The organism is Bradyrhizobium sp. USDA 336 (assembly GCF_044908355.1).
Lineage (GTDB): Bacteria > Pseudomonadota > Alphaproteobacteria > Rhizobiales > Xanthobacteraceae > Bradyrhizobium > Bradyrhizobium yuanmingense.
In genome coordinates this window covers 217,212-238,660 of the sequence record NZ_JBIYDC010000002.1, presented here as the reverse complement: position 1 = coordinate 238,660, position 21,449 = coordinate 217,212, and the positions used below count along the sequence as shown (strand labels likewise).

The window sequence follows — 21,449 nt, the reverse complement described above, 5'->3', positions numbered from 1 at the left end:
TGCCCGACGGGTCAACGCTCAATCGAGACGCGGTTGCAGATCGGGAGCTCCGCCGTCTCGAGCGTCGTGACGGCGTCACCGCTGTTCGAGCTCGGCGGATGCACGATGATGCGTTCGATCCGGTGGATCAATTTCAGCACGCCGTCCTCGCCGTTCTCGACTGGCTGTGCGGCCTTGCCCCAGCCGCGATCGAGGATGGCGTTGGCCGCCGAGACGCGCGCCGCGGGCGTTGCATCCTCGCTGCGCATGACGCCGACGAGCACCCTGATGGCGGTTCGGGTGTGGCTGCGCGCGAGCGAGCGGATCTCGGTCAGATTACGCGCCCGCGACGTCCTCGCTCGCGGGGGTAAGCGGACCGGTGCGCGCTCGGGTTCACCTTCGACGATGTCCTCGCTCACGCAAACGTCTCCCACAGCACGATGGCAACGAGGCCCGCGACGGCAAGCGATATCAGGTAGGCGGTCATCATCTCTCCTTGTCAAGAAAATGCGCGGCAGATCGCGCGAAGAGCGCGATCGTTTCGGGCGCGAACCCTATCTCCGGTCCCGGAGACCGCAGCGGCGCGGGCACGCGGCCCTGCGCCGCGGGCCGGCACGTTCGCGCGTGCACGGCCAGCAATGGTTCGGACGACGGCGCGCCGATCGGCGCTCTCTCAACGCGTTATCAAGCGAGTGCGTGGCCGCAATGCGCCGCCGCCGTCCGATTGCGACATCGAGAACGAAAAAACCCGCGGCGGATTGTTCCGCGCGGGTGAACCAAGCTCGTCTCGATGATGGCATTATGCCGGTGTTTTGCCCGACGTGTCAAAACTTCCGCTGAATTGAAAATTGCGTCCCGCGCGGGCCAAAACAAACTCGTTTCGATGATGCCATTCTGCCAGTGTTTTGCCCGACGTGTCAAACGAACGAATTCGCGCAAGCCGCGTTGGACAAATCAGGAGCGACCGGCCATGACGATGAAGATGACCTCACCCGGCACATCGCAAGACGACACGTCGCGAGATCGTCCGCCCTCAAAGCCGCGCATCGACAAGGAACACTCCACGCAGATCGTCGAAGACGCCGGCGCGACGGCGGATGACGGCCGCGATCTCTCGCATGGCGAGGGCGGCAGCATCGATCTGCCCACAAAACCCGGCGATATGTCGAAGGACGATTGAGCCGCGCCACGAGCGGCGCGCATCTCGATGATGCCATTTACGAAGGTGTTTTGCCCGACGTGTCAATTGACAGTGCGAAAACACGGGAAGCCCCTCCTCCCAACTCAATATGTGGTGCGCAAGGGGCTTGCTTCAAGCCCCCGGTGATCGCGTAAGACCCCTCGGCCTGAACAACCAGTCGAGGGGTCACGCATGCCTGTATCGCTTCCGACGTCCCGGCCGCGCGGCCGAACGCCTGCAGAACGCGCAAGCGCCGCCGGCCATGAGGTCATCATCGCCGGCGCCGGCCCGACCGGCCTGATGCTGGCCGCCGAGCTCGCGCTGGCTCAAATCGACGTCGCAATCGTCGAGCGGCGCGCGAGCCAGGACATCGCCGAGACGCGCGCCGGCGGACTGCACGCGCGCAGCATCGAGATCCTCGATCAGCGCGGCGTCGCCGAGCGCTTCCTGCGCGAAGGGCAGATCACCCAGCTCGCCGGCTTCGCCTGGACCAGGCTCGATATCGGCGATCTCCCCACCCGTCATCCTTACGGCCTCGCGCTGCGGCAGAACCAGATCGAGCGCCTGCTCGCCGAATGGGTCGCCGAGCTCGCGGTGCCGATCTATCGCAGCCGCGAGGTGACGGGGTTTGCGGAAGACGACACCGGCCTCGACGTCACGCTGTCCAGCGGGATGCGCTTGCGCGCACTTTATCTCGTCGGCTGCGACGGCGGCCGCAGCGCGGTGCGCAAGAGCGCCGGCATCGACTTCCCCGGCTCAGAACCGACGCTGAGCAACCTCATGGCCGAGGTCGAGATGCGCGAAGAGCCCCAATTCGGCCTGCGCCACGACGCGCTCGGCTTCCACGGCCTCAGCAAGACCGAGAGCGGGCGCGTGCTGGTCGTCGTGACGGAAGCCGAGCTTGCGCGCAGCGGCGAGCCGAGCTTGCGCGATCTCAGCGCGGCGCTCGAAGCCGTCTACGGCACCGATTTCGGCGTGCACAACCCCGCCTGGATCTCCCGCTTCACCGATGCGGCGCGGCAGGCCGCATCCTATCGCAAAGGCCGCGTGCTGCTCGCCGGCGATGCCGCGCACATTCATCATTCCGTCGGCGGCCAGGGCCTCAACCTCGGTGTGCAGGACGCGGTCAATCTCGGCTGGAAGCTGGCGCAGGTGGTCCATCGCACCTCGCCCGAGAGCCTGCTCGACACCTATCACGGCGAGCGCCATCCCGTGGCCGCGCGCGTGCTGAAGACCACCATGGCGCAGATCGCCCTGCTCCGCCGCGGCGACGACGGCCGCAAGGCCGCGCGCGAGGTGATCGCCGAGCTGCTCGCCATGGACGAGCCGCGCCGGCGCCTTGGCGCGATGATGAGCGGGCTCGACATCGCTTACGATCTCGGCGAAGGCCACGCGCTGCTCGGCCGCCGCATGCCCGATCTCGATCTCGTGGTCGACGGGCGGAAGCTGCGATTGTTCACGCTGCTGCACGGCGCGCGCGGCGTGCTGCTCAATTTCGGCAAGCGCGGCGGCATCGACATCGCGCCCTGGGCGGATCGCCTGGAGTTCGTCGATGCCGATTACGACGGCGCCTGGCAGCTTCCGGCCATCGGACCGGTGGCTGCGCCGAGCGCGGTGCTGGTGCGGCCCGATGGCCATGTGGCCTGGGTGGGCGACGAGAGTGGCTGCGGACTTGTGGAGGCGTTGACGCGGTGGTTCGGGCCGGGTGGCGCGTAACGCACGAACGTCTCTGCGCCGACAAAACAAACAAGCCCGCGGCAGATCCGCGAGCTTGTTCCGAATTTTTCGATGATGCTATTCTGCCAGTGTTTTGCCCGACGTGTCAAATGACGGCTCTCGCTTCACCACAGATGTCATTCGGACCGAAGCAAAGGTCGTATCCAGCGCGAGAACCATTCCTCACTATCGGTCTGCGGATTGACGGGCCCATCCACTCCAAAGATGGGTGGAGGAATGAGGTAGCTCGGCTCGTCTGCAAACACGCCGATCGGCTTGCTCGGTTGCGGCTGCTGGCCGCCAGCGGTCGGGACGGTCCAACTGCCAAACCGCCCATCGAATTCGGTGAATGGTAGATGCGGGACGGGCGCACTGCCCGTCGTGAACACGTTGCCCGCATTCGTCTCATTCACACGGGCGAGACGCCGGACATCTTCGGGCGCGACTGATCCTGCGGCAGATGTGGGCGCGACTGGGGGATCATTCGCGGGCACGGTGCCAGCCGGGGTGGTGGTCCATTCCCCGAAGCGATCTGCAAAAGTGCCAGCGGGCGCCTCCGGATCAAACGAGGAAGCACCGCCAAGCTGCTGCCTGAGGTTCAACGGCGCCAAGACGCCCCTGGCGCCGGCCGTGTTGTCAGCGTTGAGTCCATTGTTCGACGTGTTGTACACAGGCGCTCCTGTCGAGAACACTCCTCCGCCAGGAGCGGCAGCCCCAATCGTCGCGCCGGAACGACTTTCCTCCGCGTTGGCAGCGCGCGTAAACGCCAAAATGCCTCCAATGCCGAGCAGCCAGGGAAGGATAGAGGGAGCTAGGGCGGCGGTGGCGGTCCCTCCAGCCGTCAAAGCAAGTGCATTGATTGCATTACGCACCACAGGCGTGCCGCCTGCCAACGGATTGTCGTAATATTGATACGTCACTCCTGAGTGCGGATCGGATTGGAGCACCAGCGGATCTGCCGGAGCGGCCGTTGTCGGAGGCAACTGACCGAACCGTTTTTCATCGGGGCCCGGTGCCGGAAAGGGTGGAAGCGCGCCTGTGAAGCGCGGATCACTTCGCGTGAACCCTTCCGACTCGTTCAGCCACTGGAGGGAAGGAGGAACGAGAGGTGGAGGCGAAGGAAGGTCGGCCGGGTTGGCTGAGGTCGTCGGTGGGATCTGAAAAACATCGTCGACAGGTGCAAATCGGGAGTACGGCGTTCCGCGCAGATGTTTATTCTCCGACGTGATATTGACGTTTGGATTCCGCTCAATTGCCTCGCTGAGCAACTTCTCTCTTTGAGCATCGCCTAATATTGCAGACCAAAGCTGTAGATGGTCTTGTCCGGCCTGCAAATTCCTCCGTTCACTCTCCCGAAGATCTTGATGCAGGTCGGCATAGCGCTCAACATACGACTCGTTCTTCTTGATGACTTTATTGATACCCTGCTCAACCTCTTCCAGAGTTTTGCCGTTGGGCAAGTTTGTGTAGAGATCACCGTTGGCGAAGCCAATGCGCATTGCATCCATGAGTGTTCTTATCTTCACCGCGCGAATTTCCGGCTTGGGCTCCTCGGCGATTCGATCGAGGACGCATTTGATGGCGCCGTAATAAAGCGGCGTATGCCCACCCGGATGGGGCGATATGTTCATACCGGCGGCGAGCTGATAATCCACCGGCAGATAGATCCCATTCGCGGGGGAGTAAACTCCCAGTGTTTTCTGATCGATTCCACGAAATGCAATATGATCGTTGAACCTTTGCGAGATCATGTGGTGATAGGCTAAAATCGACATGCTGCCCCGATGCGAATTGCTTGTGTGATTTGCGCTTGATCGGATTGCTCGAAGCCTGATCAAGTCTCAGATGCGGTTCAGCCACCGCATGCGACGCGCAGGCGCCGGCTGCGCTCGCCGCTTCGGCGCCGTTAGGAGGCTGAATGAAATGCTTGTGAGGGTCTCGGCGACCTTCGCCGCCGTTTGGCCGCGCTTGGACGGCATCGAGCGCGGATCGGCACAGGCCGACCAGCGTCTGGAGCAACGCAGCGCCATCGAGGACGAACGACGGCGGATTGCTAAATCTCAGTCGAAGGCTGCGTTTGACTTATACGTCGCGGGTGCTTTCTTCCTCGAAAGGCATCCTGGCTCGGCAAGCGACGATCTGCAGAGAGCGCTCCTAAGATCTTCGGCGCGGGATCAGCGGGAGATCGGAGGCGTCTTCGAACAACATGCCCCTGAGGCCCGCCGACCTCCAGACATCCTTCAGAGCTTGATCACATATGAAACATCGTAAGGTGTACGCCATTCGGAATATGTGCGCATTGCCAACCAGTTCGTCCTTGAAAACGAGTTCGACATCATCGCAAAAATCGTAGACTTTTTGACCAAAAAGTAGAGAGCCTGGATCGTCGCGAATCCCGATGCTCAACCGCGATCGCTCCTCATCCAATGCATCGAGAGAACGGCGGACGTCGCAGAACCAGTAGCGAGGTCCGTCCCAGACCCCGCCAGGAACCTGGACCTCGCAAGCAAGAAAGGAAAACGCCTCGGGATCTATGGCCTCGAACACGGTCTTGGCCCGATCAGAGATGAGCCAGAACCAATACCAGGGCTCACAATCCCAAGGCCGACGCCGTCGCGAATTGAATGTGGCTCGTGGCGTCGGCCCCACGAAATCGGACAAGTGCCCGGGCTTGAGCAGAGAGGGACCGTCCTCCTCAGTGATCTCGAGACCACTCGGGTTGCCTTTTCGATAGAGCTTCATTCTGTAGAATCTGCGTTTCCGCGCCGAGAAACGTTTGTCCTGGTTTGCCCGTTCGTGGCTCATCTGAATGGCCCTTTATTCGGGGTCTGGGCGGAGATAAAATCTCGGCTCTGTCTTCCAAACAATAGCGTGGCGTGTTGCCACAGGAGGTCCAAACCCTTTTCGCGTGGACCAGCAGCACGCCTCCGGAAGCGAGGGCATACAGAATCTAAAAACAAAAGCCCGCAGAACCGCCGCGGGCCTCATTTGAATCCATCTTCATGATGCCATTCTGTCAGTGTTTTGCCCGACGTGTCAAAGCGATTTCCAGCGCTCCAACTACTGTTCGACACGCGCAAGAAGCTTTGCAGACTAGTGCTCGAATTCATCCGTACAATAAAACACGGGAAGACCTCCAAAGACGTCGGAGTTCTTGTAGCGAACCGCAATCCGCTCACTCGCACTTGCTCCGATCGTATCGCCGTCCTTCACCACATTTCCGTTTTCGATCAGATACACCGAAAGTCCTGCCACCTTGTCGAACAACGCCGGAAGCGCGAGCTTACCGGTCACGAATTCGATCTCGCGGCCGACAAACGCGGACAAGCCCATCGTAATCGCTCCGATCTTCGCACCTGACCGGAACGGAAGAATGTCGACCCATAGTCTGAAGGGATAGTCCGGATACGGTGCGAGCGACCAGCGAGACGCATCGAGCCATAGATCGGCCGGCTGTGCCACCCGGCCCGCCCACACCACGCCGCAACATTCCGGCACGGTGGCAATCAATGCACCGATGACTGCAGTCGTAAGGCGGGCGGCGACCAGCGGCTGCTCAGATTTTCCGAGCAGCGAGACGATGATGTGGCCTTGATGGTTCGTTGCCACAGCCTCGCTTTCCGGCCAAGTTCGCGCAGCGCGCGCCCAAAGCCCCGGATCCTGCGGGATGGGCGCCGGCATCGACATGACCGCAACAAGCTCGTTGCCACAGCGGATGAGCGGCGAATTCGCTTGAGCCGGTTGCAGCTCGTCATCGTCCGGCGCCTCTGCTGCCAATTCCGGATGGCGGGCGTGAAGAACTTTGGCGACTGCTGACATGTCAGGCGTCATCGGTCTGCTCAACAGGACAAAAGAGAGAAGGGAGCTACTCATCAACGACCCCGCAGAAATTCCAGTGTGAGTCAAACTTCGGCTGTTCGCCCAGAGGTTGAAACAGAAACCCTCTTTAGAACAAATAGGGAACAATGTCAATCGGCGTTGTCCGCCCGGGTGAGCGCAAGATAGAGGGGTTCACGCAACAACAAGAAATACCGCGCGCTGTCGCCAGAGTCACACCCGGGGAGCACCACCAGGAACAACCGGCAACACACCGCGTTGCACCGCCCATGCCCGGATCAACCGACGATCCCTTGTTGGCGCGCGCCGATGCCGCCCTCCGCGAGGCCGAACAGCTTCGCCTCGCCCTGATACGTCAGCGCGCGATCGCCCGGGCGATCTGTGACGGCGCGGAGCAAACCCGCACCCTGCAGGCCGGCCTGTTGCCGGCGATCGCGATCGCGCTGACGGTCAACGCTCCTCGTTCGGCGTAGCGTCGCCGTCGCCCTGGAAAGGCTCGTGCGTCTTGCGTCCCAGAAACGTATCGGGTGGCGATTGCTTCAACAGCTCGCGGCATTCGCGCACGAATTGGCGCATGTATTCGGCCAACTCACGGTCGGCTGGCAAGGGCCGATAGACGGTCATCGCGGTGCTCCCTTGCTTTGCAGGCGGGAGCGCGCTCGGTCTCTCAGCCACCGACGCCTACGGACGAAGCCTTTGGCCGGTGATGCAACATCAACTAACACAGGTCGCCTTTGCTCAATATTGAACTTTAGGACTCGCCGGGCACAAGATGAGTAAGCCACTCAACACGCTCAAATTTCGCCCGAAAATAAATCGGCGCGTCATATCAAATGATGTGACTCGCCACTGCAGAAGGCATAAGGTTGATCCATCATCGCAAGGCCCGTGGCAGAGATCGGTGATGAGAACGCCCATCGCGCTCCCGCCCTTCTCTAACGAGGGAGAACGCCATGCAAAAGCGGCGTCGTTTCAAACAGACCACCACCTTGCGCGAGAGACTCGCGGACGAAGCGGAGCGCTGCCGCGAGGAAGCGCGCAAGTTGACCCCTGGCCCCCGCCGCGACATGCTGCTGCGCCAGGCGCGCCGGGACGAAACCGCCATGCAGATCGATTCCTGGCTGCGCTCGCCCGGCCTGAGGGCGCCGACATGATGCAATATCGCGCTTATCTCGTCGGCGAGAACGGCGTCTTCCGCTCCGCCGAAGCGTTCGAAGCCCCGTCCGATTCCAGCGCGGTGGTCATCGCCAAAAAGTTCACGCGGCTCGGCAAGGTCGAGGTCTGGCAGCTCGGCCGAAAGATCGCCGTGCTGGAGTCGGAGCAATTGCGCCCGCCCCTGCCCGAGCCGTCCCGCCCGACGCTGACGCGTCAATGACCGCGTGAGCGCGGCCGCGACTTCAGGTCTTCAATCTGGAAGCAGAACTTCACCTGCATGACGGGACCGCTGGCATCGCGCACGTCGATCGCCAGCTCCTGCCGGTCGCCGGTGAGCGGCGCGGAGAGCAGCGCATCGCGCGCGAGGTCAGCGACCGACTTGGCCGCCTCGGCCTGAACGGCACGCGGGCTCGACAATTCCAGCCCCTCCTCGTCCAGCGCAATTCCCTTGTCGTCGCGAAGGTCGAAGTAATATCTGGGCATGTCCGTAATCCTTTGCCCTATAGGCCGAAGCACGGACAAAGGTTTCCGGCGGGACTAAAAAATCTCTTGGGATCCAAGGGGTTCCGGGAACAGGGGCCGATCTGCGACCGGCCTACCTATTCCTCCGCAAGCTTGCGCTCGATGTAGGCGTCCACCGTCTCGGCGAACGAGCGCTGCACGCCGACCGCGACATCGTGCTGGTCGAGCGCATCGCGTTGGAGCACGCGCAGGCCCCGCCCGCGCATGCTTAACGGTGCGGTGTTCAGGTACTGGTCGATGGCGCCCTTGGCAAGCGGGATGGCCTTGGGATCGCCCCTGGCGATCAGGAGCCTGAGCAGGCTCTGGCATTCGGCCAAGCCGGGCATGGCGTCTGTCACCTCGCTTGCGATTTCGGCTTCGGCCGCTGCGCCGGCTGGGTATGCGTTCCAAACAGCGCCAGCAGCAGCGCGACTTCTTCCTTCGAACCGATCTGGATCATGATTGTCTCTCCGTTTCGCTTGGTTGGTCGGCCCCGGCGGGCGCCGAGTTCAGGACGATCTGGTTTCAGTACTGTTTCAGGCGTGTTTCGTCCGTGGGCAGGACTTCCGAGCTGGAGCGCTCCTAAGCTTGCCGTGGGCTTGGCAGAAAAGGAAAGGCCGCCCTGAGGCGGCCAGTTTCAGACTTTTCTTGCTTGGTTATTTCTTGAGGGCGTCAGAGGCGTCTCGCGCTGCGTCCTTCACGTCTCCCGCAACGTTGTGGGCGGAACCCTTGGCCTTATCCATCTTGCCTTCCGCCTGGAGGTCCTTGTCTCCGGTAAGCTTGCCGGCCCCTTCTTTGATCGCGCCTTTTGCCTTGTCGGCGGCGCCCTTCACATGTTCACGGTCCATGATCGTTATCCCTTTCTTGGGTAGAAGACGAGCCAACGAAGCCGGTGCGCCATCGTTCCGCGAAACGCGCGCCGCTCTTCCACAGCAGGACTTTGCCTCTTGCGGCGCCCGTAAAGGATTGTCCCAGGGGATGCGGAGCTGTTTACATAGCTGGCCCTGGTTTCGCTCTGCGGGTGTCCAAAAGTGCACAGACAGGGGCCGCGAAGATTGGCTTAGCTCCTGCCATTGGACTTATAATTCTTTACTGGCGATCAGCCCGGACGCTCACGCGCCGGGTTTTTTCGTTCGGATCCGCCTTCAGGATCTCTGCGGAACGTACCGGATTTACCTAAGTTAACGGGCAAGGAGTTCTTGCCCATGAGTCACACGGTCTTGCTTGTAGATGATGATCCCAACGTGCGCGACGTGCTCGCAAGCATGTTGGAGGACCTCGGCTGCAAGGTCGTTTGCGCCCAGAGCGGCGGCGAAGCGCTCGACGCCTTGCGGGACAATGAAAGCATTTCCATCCTGATAACGGACATCAACATGCCGGGCATGGATGGTCATGAATTGGCCGAACGCGCTCGACGCCTGCGTCCGGCCGTGAAGGTGCTGCAGGTATCCGGCCGGGAGCCGCGACGAGGCGGCCTTCCCTTGCTCCGCAAGCCCTTCACCGAAGATGACCTGGCGCGCGTGATGCAACAAACGACCGGTCTTTGCTAGGGCAAGAGTTCGTGCAAGCAGCGCTCCCTCGCGAGTGGGGTTTCGTGCCTACGCGGGAACCGTCCGTCACTTACCGAGTTTTCCTGCCATGAAACTCCTCACTGAATATCTGGAACGCGCAGTTCAACTCGAAAGGCTTGCCGCGGACGAGACGGATGGGGAGTTTCGAAACCAACTGCTGACGCAGGCCCAGTCGTATCGAAAGCTTGCCGCTAAGCGGGCAGAAGATTACGGCTTGCCCATGCCCAGCCCGCCAAATTACCCCACTTCGTTTCCATAGACGGCCGTCGATCAGTTGCGCCCCGCCGTCGCTACTTGCCGCGCTTTTGCGTGACGGTGCGCAGCGCGATGCCGTGCTGCCAGGCCCGCACCCGCACGGCGGCTTCGCTCCGATTGAGCTCTGCGGCAATCTCGTCGGGACGGCGTCCGGCTTCGGCCAGCGCTTTCAGCCGCTCATGCTCTTCCGCCGTCCACCTCTTCAGCAAGGGATAGCGTGATTGCATGGTTGGAGCGGCTCACCCGTCGTTCAAAGCGCTGGCGACAATCGGCCGGAGCGGACCCAAAGTTCCTATCTCGCCTGCGCGTGGCGGACGGCATAGCACGGGCTGCGCGACGCGAAGTTAGCAAAAGTTAAGCCCGCGGCGGATCGCTCCGCGCGGGCTTGTTTCGAGCGTAGGCTCGACAAGAGCTTCGCTCAGTGCATCAGTTCGAGGTGCACACCTTGACGGACTTCATGCCGGCCTCGGCTTCAGACCGGGTCTTGTACACGGTGTCGCCGCTGACGACCGTCGTCTCCGTGGTCGTCGGCTTCGACTCGGTGATGGTGCACTTCTTGGTCTTGACGTCCTGCACCACGTAGAACGCTTGCGCAAAGGCGGGAGCCGCAAACGACGTCAGCACGGCGGCGGCAATGATCGTTTTGATCTTCATCGTGTGTCCTCCTCCAGCAGCCCGGTGATCCAGGCGTGTCTTCTACAAACCCGATAAATTGCCACTTGTTCCCGAGTTCCTCCGAACCAATTGCGCCGGGCTGCGTTAGTGCGCAAACAGGAGGCTTCGATGCTCATGCGGCTCGTGACGACTTCCCTGGCGGTGCTGGTCGCACTGATGAGCGTAGCGCTGGCCGAGCCCGTCAAGGATCAGGCTGCTCCTGTGGTGCAAAGCGCCACCGAAGCCCGCCCCATCCGCGTGATCCTTCCGGCGCCGTGGGAGCCCACCAAGGGCCAGGCCGAGTCCGTGCAATCTTCAAAGTAGCAAAGCACGGACAATCGACGACCGCACCTCTCGACTTTGTCGCGACCAAATCACCGCGGCCAAAGAGCCGCAGCGAACTCCTCAAACAATAGCAACCATTTCGGATCTCACCTGTTGTCGCCGGCACAATCACTTGCAGGAGACAACAACATGAAACGTCTGACAGTCCTGGCCGCAACCTTGGTGCTGCTCGGTTCGGTGCCCGCAGGCGCCCAGTCGCAGCCGGCGCAAAGCGGGCCGGGCAACAACGCGGTCAACAGCTCCGACCAGAACAACTCCAACGCACCAGTCGCGGGCCGCAACAGCTTCACCGAAGGACAGGCGAAATCGCGGATCGAGGGCGCGGGCTATTCCAACGTCTCCGGCCTGCAGAAGGACGACAACGGCGTCTGGCGCGGCAAGGCCGACAAGGCCGGCACCAAGACCGACGTCAGCGTCGACTTCCAGGGCAACGTCAACCCCGCCAAGTAACTCGCGCAAGAAATTCGCGAAATCAGGAGATCCAGACATGACGACGACCATCTCTCGCCTGTACGACAATTACGCCGATGCCGAGCGCGCCGTGACCCGGCTCGAAAGCGCCGGCGTGCCGCATTCCGACATCAGCCTCGTCGCCAACAATTCGGACAATTGGTACGGCTCACGCTCCGGCAAGGTCGCCGGCAAGGTCGATCGTGACCGCGACGGCACCGACGATCGCGCCGAAGGCGCCGGCACGGGTGCCGGCATCGGCGCGGGGCTCGGCGGCGCCGCCGGCCTGCTCGCAGGTCTCGGCCTCCTCGCCATCCCCGGTCTCGGCCCGGTCGTCGCGGCCGGATGGCTCGCCTCGACCGCGGCGGGCGCAGCTGCCGGCGCGGCCACCGGCGGAATCATCGGCGCCCTGACCGAAGCCGGCGTCTCCAAGGAAGACGCATCGCGTTATGCCGAGGGCGTCCGCCGCGGCGGCACGCTGGTGTCCGCGAGGGTGCCGGACCAGGACCGCGCGCGCCTCGATGCGCTTCTGCACGAACGATCGGTCAACCTTCAGGAGCGCAGCGCCGCCTGGCAGAAGTCCGGCTGGAGCGACTTCGACGCCGCAAGCCCGCCATTGTCGCCGGAGGATATCGTCCGCGAGCGCGAGCTCTATGGAATGCGGCGATAGGCAACAGAGCCCCGACACGACAAAGGCCCCGCGATGCGGGGCCTTTTTGATGTCGACGACCAGCCATCACGCCGGCACGGTCGATGGTGCCATCTTGCCAGTGTTTTGCCCGACGGGTCAAACTTTATCTCAAATGCCGCAAAGCGGATTGGCCGAAGTGAAATCTCTTCGCCTCATGCTGGGACATGTCGAATGGACGGGGGCAAGCCGGAGAGACCTTCGATGTATTACGTCGCCGCTGCATTGCTGGTGCTGTCGGGACTGTTCTATTCCGCGAGCCGTCATGAGCTCGGCCAATTCGGCGCGGACGTGTGCAGCTACGGCGGCACGTTCTGCGACAACCCGGTGGTTCTCTTCACCGGCGCGGCGCTGGCCGCCGCCTGGGGCATGTTCGTCAGCATCAGGTAGGCCGATGATGGCAATATAGCCCTGTTTTGCCCGACGGAGCAAACTCGACTTAGCATTTTCGGAAATCAGCCGCGCGCTTCGGCAGCGGGAACTTATGGTATTCGATTCGCATTTGCTAAAGACGACGTCCGCACCCGTTCGAGCCCGTTCATGAGCGACAGCGCCCTCACCCCGACGAAATCCGCGCCGACGCTGTTGCAACGGCTGGGGCCCGGCCTCATCACCGGAGCTGCCGACGACGATCCGTCGGGTATCGCCACCTATTCGCAGGCCGGCGTGCAATTCGGCTTCGGTCTGTTGTGGACCGTGTTTCTGACCACGCCGTTCATGATCGCGATCCAGCTCGTCAGCGCGCAGATCGGCCGCGTCACCGGCAAGGGGCTCGCCGCCAACGTCATGCGCGTCGCGCCGCGCTGGGCGGTGCTGGCGCTGGTGTCAATGCTGGTCGCCGCGAACACGTTCAACATCGCCGCCGACATCGCCGCGATGGCCGAGGCGCTCTCGCTCGTCATCGGCGGCCTCAACCACGAGCACGCGCTGATCTTCGCGGCCGGCTCGACCCTGCTGCAGGTGTTCGTGCCCTATCGCCGCTATTCGCCGGTGCTGAAATTCCTCACGCTGGCGCTGTTCGCCTATGTCGCGACCGCCTTCACGGTGCAGATTCCCTGGAGCACGGCGCTGCTCGCCGCGGTCTGGCCGAAGCCGAATGTCAGCGCCGACTATCTCCTGATGGTCGTCGCCGTGCTCGGCACCACCATCAGCCCCTACCTGTTCTTCTGGCAGGCCTCTCAGGAGGTCGAGGAGATGAACCAGGGCGAGCGCGACGAGCCGCTTCGCCAGCTCAAGCGCGGCGGCGACCACGAGCTCGACCGCATCAAGACGGACACCATCTCGGGCATGCTGCTCTCGAACTGCATCGCCTTCTTCATCATCCTGACCACCGCATCGGTCCTGCACGCCAACGGCATCACCAATATCGGCTCGGCGACGGAAGCGGCCGAAGCGCTGCGGCCGCTGGCCGGCGATTTCACCTTCGCCCTGTTCGCGGCCGGCATCATCGGCACGGGCCTGCTCGCCATTCCCGTGCTGGCGGGCTCGGCGGCCTATGGCGTTGCCGAGATCTTCGGCTGGCGCGCCACGCTGGAGGCCAAGCCGGACGAAGCGGCCGGCTTCTACACCATCATCGCCGCGGCAACCCTGATCGGCTTCGGCCTCGGCTTCACCGGCATCGACTCGATCAACATGCTGGTGTGGAGCGCGGTGCTCAACGGCATCGTCGCCGTCCCGATCATGGCGATGATGATGCTGATCGTCTCGAACCGCACCATCATGGGCCGCTTCAGGGCCCGCTCCTGGCTGATCGCGCTGGGCTGGCTCGGCACCGCAGTCATGGCGCTCGCCGTCCTCGCCCTGCTTGGCTCGTCCGTGATCGGCTGACGAGAAGCGCCGCTTCGGACGCGCTACCGCGCCGCATCTCTGCATCTTCCCGCCGCCCCGCGCTTGGCTTAACAATGCGGGCCGGGCCCGGCTCAAGATCGGGCGACAAGAAAAGCCCGGCCGGACGACAGGGAGCGACATGACCAAATCATCAAAAGCAACGAGCCTCGAGATCCTCGCCTGCGATGCCGGCTGGAGAAACTATCATTTCGTCAAGCTGACGACCGAGGACGGCATCGTCGGCTGGAGCGAATTCGACGAAGGCTTTGGCTCGCCCGGCGTCGGCGCGGCGATCCAGCGCCTCTCGGCGCGGGTCATCGGGCAGAACGTCTTCCAGCACGAGCGCATCTTTGCCGAATTGTTCGCGGCGACGCGTCCTGCGGCCGGCGGCGTGGTGGCGCAAGCGCTCGGGGCGATCGAGAATGCGCTGCTCGATGCCAAGGCGAAATCGCTCGGCATTCCCTGCTATGAGCTGCTCGGCGGCAAGATCCGCGACCGCGTCAGGGTGTACTGGTCGCATTGCGCTACGTGGCGCATCAACCACCCGTCCTGGTACAAGCCGGCGATCGAAACGCTCGACGGCGTCAAGGCGATGGGGCGCGAGGTGCGCGAGAAGAAGTTCACCGCGCTCAAGACCAACATCTTCTCCTATGACGAGGGCAAGCCGACCGGCTGGCGCCCCGGCTTCGGCTCGCCCTTCGCGCCCGAGATCAACGTCGACCGCAAGATCCTGCGCGACCTGCGCATGCATCTGGAAGCGATCCGCGACGGCGCCGGCCCCGACGTCGACATCCTGCTCGACTGCAACTTCAACGCCAAGACCGAAGGCTACTTGAAGATCCTGCGCACCATTGCCGACCTCGACATGTTCTGGGTCGAGATCGACAGCTTCAATCCGGAAGCGCTCGGCTATATCCGCCAGCAGAGCCCGCACCCGATCTCGTCGTGCGAGACGCTGCTCTCCTTGCGTGAATTCCTGCCCTACTTCCACGCGCAGGCCATGGATGTCGCGATCATCGACACGCCCTGGAACGGGGTCTGGCAGTCGATGAAGATCGCCGCGGCGGCCGAAGCCTTCGAGGTCAACGTCGCCCCTCACAATTTCTACGGCCATCTCTGCTCGATGATGAACGCGCATTTCTGCGCCGCGGTGCCGAACCTGCGCATCATGGAGATCGACATCGATCGTCTGTCCTGGGATCGCGAGCTGTTCACGCACGAGCCGGAGATCGAGAACGGCCATCTCATCATCCCGAACCGGCCCGGCTGGGGCACCGAGCCGAACGAGGAAGCTTTGCGGGCCCATCCGCCGAAGACGAGTGGCGGGCTCCTCAACTACGGCCGCAAGAGCTGAGAAGCTGGAGCATGATCCAGACTCGGAGGGCCGCGTTAGCGCAAAGTGCGTAGCGGTTTTCCGAAAAGATCATGCTCAAACAAGAACCTCAAGCGGAATGGCTTCAGGTCGAGCCGATTGCCGCGGGCTCTCACCTCTCCCGCTTGCGGGAGAGGGGGCGCGCCTCCCTAATCGCATCGCGCTTTAGGGCGTCACGGGATTGACGGTTGGAGACGTCTTCGGCCGCTGCGGCTCGATCGGCGATTTCGGATCGGTCGGGAGCACCAGGGCGCCAGCGGCCCGTGCCGCTTCGCCTGTGGTCGCGTACATCGCGACGTGGGCCGGCTGTGTCTTGGCCCGGCTCCACGGGCCGTGGTCGACGATCAGCATGGCCGCAATCGTCACGCCCGCCACGATCAACGCCATCACGCCGGGGTGACGCAGGGCTCTGGACATGGAGTACGCGAAGCGACCGTTTGCCATCGAAGGGTCCGCAATTTTCCTATCGCAGGTTAATTCGGTTGAGCCCCCTCCGGTTCCCCTCCTGTTGCGGCTCGTAGCGCTGGTCGATGCCGCGCCGGTCGTGGTCTCGCGCGAGGCGACGGGTTGCTGGATGGAGTTCCCGGCTCGGGCACTCCGGGCGCAAGCTCTATCCCTCGCACACGACGCGCAAAACCGTCACGATGGTCGCCGAGATGAGACATGAAATCGCAAGCAGGGTCCAACTCGGCCTCGTGCTCGTGCGGGCCACGCGGACAACGAGCATCTTCATGCACGTCAACATTCATCCCTGGGAAGGCGGTGCAGGTAGGCTATCCCGAAAGAGGCGAGCTCTTCGGTATCGCTTGGGTGCTCTTCCCACCTCCTCTGCAGATGGCGTTCCAGCAGACAGCGCCTTGTGTCGTGGGCGGCGACCTCGGGGTGTCGCGCCCGGTACACCGTCCAGGCGGTGTCCGCGGCGTTCTTCAAGACCATGTCGTCGTCCATGCCTGCTCTCCGGAAATCCGAACCTCGTGGCGTCCCAACTTAAGGACACGCTCCAAAGTTTCCGGTCTTTCCCGGTATTCGACCATTTAATGATTCAAGGCGATTTGATCGGATTCTTTCTCGGCGCGCCGCGCGCCGCTCGGGGCAGTCCCGAACCTCTTGGAGGCACTTGGCCGAACTGATGGGAGCGGCGGGCGTCGCCGTCCAGGCCCGAATTCTCGGTGACGCTGTCCCGACGCCGAGCACCCATTGGCTCTCGCCACCGGACAGCAGCAACCATTGCTTATTCTTCCCGTTATTCCCTAAGGCAATGTGATGTGAGAGGTATGTTGATGAAGAAGATTGCAATGTCAGCCTTGATGGCCGGCGCTCTAGGCCTGAGCTCGATCGCAGCAACGTCTCCCGCCAAAGCCCATTGGCGAGGTTGGGGACCTGGCATCGCCGGCGGCCTGGTCGCAGGCGCCGTCATCGGTGGCCTTGCCTCCTCCGCCTACGGCTGGGGACCCGGCTATGGCTACTATGGCGGACCCCGCTATTACAGTGCCGGTTACTACGGCGGCCCCTACGCCTACGACTACGGATACGACGAGCCCTATCGATGGGGCGGTGGCTACACCACCACCTACTACACGGCGCCCGTTTCCTACGGCTATCGCTATCGGCGCGTCGTGCGCCCCGCCTACGCCTATTACGGTGGGTCCTATCCGGTCGTTCGGCATCACTGGCATCGGCACCACCGCCATTGGTGAGAGCAGCCGATCAGGCGCCCCGAGAGCCGCGCTCGGACATGGGCGCGGCCTTTCGCTTGCAGGCCGGGCTAACGCATCTGAGAGTCTTCCCCGCGGCCATCCTTCGAGACGCCCGCTTTAAGCGGGCTCCTCAGGATGAGGACGGAGTGCGCGGCGGCAGTTTCAACGAGCGCTAATGCCAAATAGCCTCATCCTGAGGAGGCGCGAAAGCGCCGTCTCGAAGGACGAGGCGTGCGCACAGGCCGCCGTCTCAGACGCGCGCTTCACTCGCCTGGTGCGATGGCATTGCTCGGCGTCGGACGGTCGGTGATCTGCTGGCCGAACAGGCTGCCGATCAATTCGACCGCCGTGCGCGCGGTCCGACCGCGTTCGTCCAGGAACGGATTGAGCTCGACGATGTCGACCGATCCGACGACGCCGGAATCGTGCAGCAGCTCCATGATCAGGTGCGCCTCGCGATAAGTGGCGCCACCCGGCACGGTGGTGCCGACGCCCGGCGCCACGGAAGGATCGAGGAAATCGACATCGAAGCTGACATGCAGCACGCCATTGCTGGCCTTGACCCGTTCGATGACGCGGCGGATCAGGACAGCCACGCCGAACTCGTCGATCTGGCGCATGTCGACGATCCGGATCCGGCGCGTGCGCATCAGCTCTTTCTCGAGCTTGTCGATCGAACGCGCACCGAAGAGATCGAGCTTGTCCGGGCCGATCGAGGCGCGTGGATCGTCGCCGAGCAGGCCGTCGAGCCCGGGCTCGCCGCACAGAAACGCGGCTGACATGCCGTGCATGTTCGCGGTGATCGTCGTCTCCGGCGTGTTGTAGTCGGCATGGGCGTCGAGCCAGAGCACGAACAATTCGCGGCCGCGCTCCTGCCAATGCCGCGCCATCGCATTGACCGACCCCATCGACAGCGTGTGGTCGCCGCCGAGAAAGATCGGCAGCGCACCTGATGTCGCGATCTCATAGCCTCTGCGGCTCAGGGCGCGCGTCCAGCGCTGGATTTCGCGGTAGTGATTGGCCTGTTCGGGCGGCCGGTCGGTGAGCTCCCGGACTTCGGCTATGGACAGATCGCCATAATCGACGACCTCGAAATCAAGGCTTTCCAGCAATGTCGCAAGGCCGGCGGTGCGCAGCGCCGCAGGCCCCATCAAGGTGCCGCGCTGCGAAGCCCCCATGTCGATGGGAGCGCCAAGCAAGGCGATGTGCCGGGCTCGATCCGTCATGGTCCGGTCGGTCACGGCTGTCTCCTGACGTCAGCAAGGTTCACTTTAGCCTAACAGAGATTCGCACCCGTCGTTTCCCGGGGAGCCCGCAGGTGGCCGCATATCTTCCGGAACAATATCCCGCGCGCTGAATTGCTCATCCAAGGCCGGCACCCGCCGTCAATCACGGCGCCTGTCGCGGATAGCCAAAGGTCACCAGACCCGCTGTTCAAAACGAGCGCTCGCGCGGATAGCCAAAGGTGCCGGCTTCGATCATCACGCCAGGAGGTCGCGTCCTTGAGCACGGAGATACCGCAATCCTCGTCCCAGCCCGGCATGGCCGAGCGTGCCATCGATACGGCCGCGGACGTCTCCCGCACCATCGGTGAAGTCGCCGGAGGCCTGCACGCAGCGGTCGATCGCCTCACCTCCGCAGTCGAGGAATCGCGCAAGCCCGGCGGGGCACTCGCGACGGTTTCCGCGATCACGCGCGAAGCACCGCTTGCGAGCCTGTTCGTCGCCTTCCTTTTTGGCGTCGCGGTCGCGCGCCGAAGGTAGCTGTTCTGCGACCGCCCCTAGTGAGACCGTCCTCCGTTGACTCGCTCGGCGCTGCGGTTCGGTCCCGGAGCCGATCTGAAGGCACCCCCCCCCGCGGTGGCACTTGCCAACGGAAATCTTCACCTTAAGGGTCAAGCGCTGAGCCCGGTCGCGCACGGCGGGCTTGTACAAGCGGTCGTAGCGATGCCGGCCGTGCTGCTGTTGACGAACCTCAGCCCTCCAGCGTTGGTCATGACAGCGTCGGCGGCCGTGCTGTTGTTTCAAGACGGCCGCATTCATATCGAGAAGATCAGTGCAACGTTTCCTTACCAGCTTAAGGCCGGCGCCACAGAGTTTGGCGCTGGCATCGTCTATGCGGTCGAGAAGGGCTGGCTGATGCTTCACGAAAGCGGAACTTGCGTGAAGCTGCTCGCCCCCGGCGAAGATCTCCTCGCTTCACAATAGGAACATCTCCGTTCCGGATGCTTTCTGGAAATCGACGAGCCGGAGCTGGCGAAGCCGGAGGCGCGACCATGAAGCGCCACGCCATGAGCAAGTATTTCGGAAATGGGACTGGCCACGTACTGCGCCAACACAACAGTGCCGTGCTGCTGTTCAGGTGGCAGGGCAAGCCCGACGGATCGGCCCGCTATGCCGAGCACGTCAACCGCTACGTCCGCAATGGCGTGGAGTATCCCAGCCTTGCCGCCCTGCTCCGCGCCGTCGAGGCCGAACACGTTTCCAAGGAGACGGGATATGTAGCTGGCCCTCAGAACGTCCCTACGCTCTTCTCATTGGCTCAGATCAGACCCACGATGATCAAGACTCCGATCTCAATCATGAGGAGCGTAGCCGTTGCTGCGGAGATGAGAAAGCAATCACCTAGTGACAGGTGCATGATCTAGCTCACAATTTGCCCTAGAAGCGGCCCCTTACATCCTTGGAACAGGGCGGCAGGGCGGGATGATGGGACCGCTTCTAGGAGGTCCTTGACGCGTTCATCCGGCGCCAAGCGGTCCTCATTCTAATCCAACTTTAAATCTCGTCCAGCATTTAATTAATTTAAAATGGCGAATTATATTAATATTTAATTGCGCCACGATTTGAACGATGCAGCCGCTGGGAAAAGGGTTGCTTTACGGTGAGCGATTTATCTGCCCGAGCATGCGAGGGACGCAAGCTGTGGCTGGCCAGCCGCAAGCAAGCCCCCCGAGGGCCTGACTGGATCCAAGACGATGGAATGCTGGCATGCATGACAACGAGCGCGTGCGGCTGCTCTCTCGCAATGGCACCGAGGGACCAGGCGGTACCCCTGGATCGATGAGGCGGCTCTGAAGCATCGCCAGACAAGGAATCCCAGCCCGGCGCCAGCGCAGTGCTCTGCGGGCTCAAGCAGCTTTAATCTGCCCTGCGCATGAGATTGGCTTTGGCCGAAAAGCGGTGGCGAGCGGGAACGTCGGGACGGAGCTGAGGTTGACCGAAAAAGAAGAGATTGGCGGCGCCAGCTGAGCACACTGATGGACAAGACCTTCGTCTATGATGCGTTGAGGCAGATCGAGCGCGATGTAGTTGAAGGAGAACGACGCCTTGCAGAGCAAGAGAGAGCGATCCTTCAGTTGAAGCGGGAAGGAAAGGATACCGCTACTGCTGAAGCAGAGCTGGACACATTGCGCAGAGCCCAGCGTGTTCTTGATCAGGACCGACAACGCCTCCTCTCGCTGTTACAGCCTTGAACGGGTGACGGCATTCGGCGCCGCTGTGCGTTAGAGCATCATCCGGAAAAGTGCGTAGCGGTTTTCCGAGAAGATCATGCTCAAACAATAGCGTGAAGCGCGATGACGATTCATCCTAATGGCATCGCGCTTTGGTGCATCGTGAAAATCGCTCCAGAGCCAAAGCTGACGCGAACCAATGTCCCTCAACGCTGTTGTTTGCGGGAGACCATCGCCCGCCGTTCTGTTGCGGCGCCGATCGCGGATAGCCAAAGGTCAATGCCCGCTTCTCCGAAGCGCTTGCGATAGCTAGCCAAAGCGGCGGTCTCGGCATCTGAAATGAAGTTCTAAGAGGAGGCCACCATGGACTGGAACCGCGTCGAAGGAAATTGGAAGCAGATCAAAGGAAAAGTGAAAGAGCAGTGGGGCAAACTCACGGATGACGACCTAGACACCATTGATGGCAAGCAAGACCAACTTGAGGGTAAGCTCCAGCAGCGTTACGGTTACCAAAAGGATCAAGCCAAAAAAGAGCTCAACGACTGGTTTGGTCGCCAGAAGTGGTAGTAGCCTAAAGCCCGCGGATACCAGCGGGCTTTCTTGTGTGTAGCGATTTGCGCTTCAAAGCTCCTGCGGCTTCTTCAAGTCGCGGGCGGCACCCCTGTCTTCCGACGCGAGACGCGCTTCCTTCCGGTAAGCTGCGATACGCTGCGAGATGCTCCCATCATTGGCAACTTTTTCAGTCATGTCGCGCTCGTAAACTAAAGC

At 62.4% G+C, this 21,449-nt stretch carries 32 protein-coding genes; 18 read left to right on the top strand and 14 right to left on the bottom strand.

The annotated features are described in order from the left end of the window. Nucleotides 1–11: 11 nt before the first annotated feature. Nucleotides 12–398 (bottom strand): hypothetical protein, encoded by a 387-nt coding sequence (locus ABIA45_RS01915; RefSeq protein ID WP_404650956.1) that lies wholly within the window; start codon nucleotides 396–398, stop codon nucleotides 12–14. Nucleotides 399–949: 551 nt separating this feature from the next. Between ABIA45_RS01915 and ABIA45_RS01910 the strand changes: the two genes are divergently transcribed. Continuing rightward, nucleotides 950–1,159, top strand: coding sequence for a hypothetical protein (locus ABIA45_RS01910; RefSeq protein WP_404650955.1), 210 nt, complete (start codon nucleotides 950–952; stop codon nucleotides 1,157–1,159). A gap of 192 nt (nucleotides 1,160–1,351) precedes the next feature. Then, on the top strand, nucleotides 1,352–2,875 hold the full coding sequence (locus tag ABIA45_RS01905; protein WP_404650954.1) for an FAD-dependent monooxygenase: 1,524 nt from the start codon (nucleotides 1,352–1,354) through the stop codon (nucleotides 2,873–2,875). 137 nt (nucleotides 2,876–3,012) lie between these two features. Here the strand turns inward: ABIA45_RS01905 and ABIA45_RS01900 are convergent, their stop codons facing one another. From ABIA45_RS01900 to ABIA45_RS01890, 3 genes are all read right to left on the bottom strand, one after another. Further along, nucleotides 3,013–4,713 carry an AHH domain-containing protein gene (locus tag ABIA45_RS01900; protein ID WP_404650953.1) on the bottom strand — a complete coding sequence of 567 codons (1,701 nt, stop codon included), beginning with the start codon at nucleotides 4,711–4,713 and terminating at the stop codon, nucleotides 3,013–3,015. A gap of 316 nt (nucleotides 4,714–5,029) precedes the next feature. Next, entirely contained in the window at nucleotides 5,030–5,617 is a 588-nt protein-coding gene (locus tag ABIA45_RS01895; RefSeq protein WP_404650952.1) for an imm11 family protein, read from the bottom strand. A gap of 351 nt (nucleotides 5,618–5,968) precedes the next feature. Further along, nucleotides 5,969–6,706: a DUF4261 domain-containing protein gene (locus ABIA45_RS01890; protein WP_275511451.1), complete on the bottom strand. Its 738-nt coding sequence runs from the start codon at nucleotides 6,704–6,706 to the stop codon at nucleotides 5,969–5,971. Nucleotides 6,707–6,981: 275 nt separating this feature from the next. Between ABIA45_RS01890 and ABIA45_RS01885 the strand changes: the two genes are divergently transcribed. After that, the gene (locus ABIA45_RS01885) at nucleotides 6,982–7,185 is read left to right on the top strand and encodes a hypothetical protein (RefSeq protein WP_275511452.1); all 204 of its coding nucleotides are present in this window, start codon (nucleotides 6,982–6,984) and stop codon (nucleotides 7,183–7,185) included. Here the strand turns inward: ABIA45_RS01885 and ABIA45_RS01880 are convergent. Next, nucleotides 7,163–7,336 (bottom strand): hypothetical protein, encoded by a 174-nt coding sequence (locus ABIA45_RS01880; RefSeq protein ID WP_275511453.1) that lies wholly within the window; start codon nucleotides 7,334–7,336, stop codon nucleotides 7,163–7,165. The genes ABIA45_RS01885 and ABIA45_RS01880 overlap by 23 nt on opposite strands. Before the next feature lie 329 nt (nucleotides 7,337–7,665). Between ABIA45_RS01880 and ABIA45_RS01875 the strand changes: the two genes are divergently transcribed. Both ABIA45_RS01875 and ABIA45_RS01870 read left to right on the top strand, forming a co-directional pair. Further along, entirely contained in the window at nucleotides 7,666–7,866 is a 201-nt protein-coding gene (locus tag ABIA45_RS01875; protein WP_109142994.1) for a hypothetical protein, read from the top strand. After that, nucleotides 7,863–8,087, top strand: a complete 225-nt coding sequence (locus ABIA45_RS01870) for a hypothetical protein (RefSeq protein WP_157283845.1) — start codon at nucleotides 7,863–7,865, stop codon at nucleotides 8,085–8,087. Before ABIA45_RS01875 ends, ABIA45_RS01870 begins: the two co-directional genes overlap by 4 nt. Here the strand turns inward: ABIA45_RS01870 and ABIA45_RS01865 are convergent. From ABIA45_RS01865 to ABIA45_RS01855, 3 genes are all read right to left on the bottom strand, one after another. Beyond that, nucleotides 8,081–8,350 (bottom strand): DUF6894 family protein, encoded by a 270-nt coding sequence (locus tag ABIA45_RS01865; RefSeq protein WP_225185418.1) that lies wholly within the window; start codon nucleotides 8,348–8,350, stop codon nucleotides 8,081–8,083. The genes ABIA45_RS01870 and ABIA45_RS01865 overlap by 7 nt on opposite strands. Nucleotides 8,351–8,466: 116 nt before the next feature. After that, nucleotides 8,467–8,715, bottom strand: coding sequence for a hypothetical protein (locus tag ABIA45_RS01860; protein WP_404650951.1), 249 nt, complete (start codon nucleotides 8,713–8,715; stop codon nucleotides 8,467–8,469). A gap of 309 nt (nucleotides 8,716–9,024) precedes the next feature. Continuing rightward, nucleotides 9,025–9,216 (bottom strand): CsbD family protein, encoded by a 192-nt coding sequence (locus ABIA45_RS01855; protein ID WP_404650950.1) that lies wholly within the window; start codon nucleotides 9,214–9,216, stop codon nucleotides 9,025–9,027. A gap of 357 nt (nucleotides 9,217–9,573) precedes the next feature. Between ABIA45_RS01855 and ABIA45_RS01850 the strand changes: the two genes are divergently transcribed. After that, nucleotides 9,574–9,918 (top strand): response regulator, encoded by a 345-nt coding sequence (locus ABIA45_RS01850; RefSeq protein WP_271544267.1) that lies wholly within the window; start codon nucleotides 9,574–9,576, stop codon nucleotides 9,916–9,918. Between the two features lie 311 nt (nucleotides 9,919–10,229). Here ABIA45_RS01850 and ABIA45_RS01845 read toward each other — a convergent pair whose 3' ends face one another. Further along, a complete protein-coding gene (locus ABIA45_RS01845) occupies nucleotides 10,230–10,421 on the bottom strand; it encodes a Myb-like DNA-binding domain-containing protein (protein ID WP_271544265.1) in 192 nt (63 codons plus the stop codon). Between the two features lie 199 nt (nucleotides 10,422–10,620). Then, entirely contained in the window at nucleotides 10,621–10,848 is a 228-nt protein-coding gene (locus ABIA45_RS01840) for a hypothetical protein (RefSeq protein WP_404650949.1), read from the bottom strand. A gap of 129 nt (nucleotides 10,849–10,977) precedes the next feature. On the opposite strand from ABIA45_RS01840, the gene ABIA45_RS01835 reads away from it, so the two are divergent. The 6 genes from ABIA45_RS01835 to ABIA45_RS01810 all read left to right on the top strand — a co-directional run bounded on the left by ABIA45_RS01835 (nucleotide 10,978) and on the right by ABIA45_RS01810 (nucleotide 15,512). Further along, a complete protein-coding gene (locus ABIA45_RS01835; RefSeq protein ID WP_404650948.1) occupies nucleotides 10,978–11,172 on the top strand; it encodes a hypothetical protein in 195 nt (64 codons plus the stop codon). A gap of 150 nt (nucleotides 11,173–11,322) precedes the next feature. Then, nucleotides 11,323–11,643, top strand: a complete 321-nt coding sequence (locus tag ABIA45_RS01830; protein WP_225175191.1) for a hypothetical protein — start codon at nucleotides 11,323–11,325, stop codon at nucleotides 11,641–11,643. Nucleotides 11,644–11,680: 37 nt separating this feature from the next. Further along, on the top strand, nucleotides 11,681–12,313 hold the full coding sequence (locus ABIA45_RS01825; protein WP_271544258.1) for a hypothetical protein: 633 nt from the start codon (nucleotides 11,681–11,683) through the stop codon (nucleotides 12,311–12,313). Nucleotides 12,314–12,535: 222 nt separating this feature from the next. Then, nucleotides 12,536–12,721 (top strand): hypothetical protein, encoded by a 186-nt coding sequence (locus tag ABIA45_RS01820; RefSeq protein WP_057028642.1) that lies wholly within the window; start codon nucleotides 12,536–12,538, stop codon nucleotides 12,719–12,721. Between the two features lie 150 nt (nucleotides 12,722–12,871). Next, a complete protein-coding gene (locus tag ABIA45_RS01815; RefSeq protein WP_404650947.1) occupies nucleotides 12,872–14,158 on the top strand; it encodes an NRAMP family divalent metal transporter in 1,287 nt (428 codons plus the stop codon). Nucleotides 14,159–14,297: 139 nt separating this feature from the next. Next, a complete protein-coding gene (locus ABIA45_RS01810) occupies nucleotides 14,298–15,512 on the top strand; it encodes a mandelate racemase/muconate lactonizing enzyme family protein (RefSeq protein ID WP_404650946.1) in 1,215 nt (404 codons plus the stop codon). Between the two features lie 183 nt (nucleotides 15,513–15,695). On the opposite strand, the gene ABIA45_RS01805 is transcribed toward ABIA45_RS01810, so the two are convergent. Together ABIA45_RS01805 and ABIA45_RS01800 are read right to left on the bottom strand one after the other, a co-directional pair. Continuing rightward, complete coding sequence (locus ABIA45_RS01805; protein ID WP_036007648.1) at nucleotides 15,696–15,974, bottom strand: hypothetical protein; 279 nt, start codon at nucleotides 15,972–15,974, stop codon at nucleotides 15,696–15,698. 294 nt (nucleotides 15,975–16,268) lie between these two features. Continuing rightward, a complete protein-coding gene (locus tag ABIA45_RS01800; protein WP_036007651.1) occupies nucleotides 16,269–16,478 on the bottom strand; it encodes a hypothetical protein in 210 nt (69 codons plus the stop codon). Between the two features lie 332 nt (nucleotides 16,479–16,810). Here ABIA45_RS01800 and ABIA45_RS01795 point away from each other — a divergent pair, with 332 nt between their 5' ends. Then, nucleotides 16,811–17,227, top strand: coding sequence for a hypothetical protein (locus ABIA45_RS01795; RefSeq protein ID WP_404650945.1), 417 nt, complete (start codon nucleotides 16,811–16,813; stop codon nucleotides 17,225–17,227). A gap of 263 nt (nucleotides 17,228–17,490) precedes the next feature. Here ABIA45_RS01795 and rocF read toward each other — a convergent pair whose 3' ends face one another. Then, nucleotides 17,491–18,468, bottom strand: a complete 978-nt coding sequence (rocF, locus tag ABIA45_RS01790; RefSeq protein WP_404539373.1) for an arginase — start codon at nucleotides 18,466–18,468, stop codon at nucleotides 17,491–17,493. A 261-nt stretch (nucleotides 18,469–18,729) separates the two neighbouring features. Here rocF and ABIA45_RS01785 point away from each other — a divergent pair, with 261 nt between their 5' ends. The 5 genes from ABIA45_RS01785 (at nucleotide 18,730) to ABIA45_RS01765 (ending at nucleotide 21,248) form a co-directional block, all read left to right on the top strand. Beyond that, nucleotides 18,730–18,990, top strand: coding sequence for a hypothetical protein (locus ABIA45_RS01785; RefSeq protein ID WP_036007657.1), 261 nt, complete (start codon nucleotides 18,730–18,732; stop codon nucleotides 18,988–18,990). A gap of 183 nt (nucleotides 18,991–19,173) precedes the next feature. Then, complete coding sequence (locus ABIA45_RS01780; protein ID WP_271544247.1) at nucleotides 19,174–19,434, top strand: hypothetical protein; 261 nt, start codon at nucleotides 19,174–19,176, stop codon at nucleotides 19,432–19,434. Nucleotides 19,435–19,502: 68 nt separating this feature from the next. Further along, the gene (locus tag ABIA45_RS01775) at nucleotides 19,503–19,874 is read left to right on the top strand and encodes a hypothetical protein (protein WP_404650944.1); all 372 of its coding nucleotides are present in this window, start codon (nucleotides 19,503–19,505) and stop codon (nucleotides 19,872–19,874) included. 612 nt (nucleotides 19,875–20,486) lie between these two features. Continuing rightward, nucleotides 20,487–20,702, top strand: a complete 216-nt coding sequence (locus ABIA45_RS01770; RefSeq protein WP_036046393.1) for a hypothetical protein — start codon at nucleotides 20,487–20,489, stop codon at nucleotides 20,700–20,702. A 342-nt stretch (nucleotides 20,703–21,044) separates the two neighbouring features. Then, nucleotides 21,045–21,248, top strand: coding sequence for a CsbD family protein (locus ABIA45_RS01765; RefSeq protein WP_271544240.1), 204 nt, complete (start codon nucleotides 21,045–21,047; stop codon nucleotides 21,246–21,248). Nucleotides 21,249–21,302: 54 nt separating this feature from the next. Here ABIA45_RS01765 and ABIA45_RS01760 read toward each other — a convergent pair whose 3' ends face one another. Continuing rightward, nucleotides 21,303–21,428: a hypothetical protein gene (locus ABIA45_RS01760; protein ID WP_404650943.1), complete on the bottom strand. Its 126-nt coding sequence runs from the start codon at nucleotides 21,426–21,428 to the stop codon at nucleotides 21,303–21,305. Between the last annotated feature and the right edge of the window lie 21 nt (nucleotides 21,429–21,449).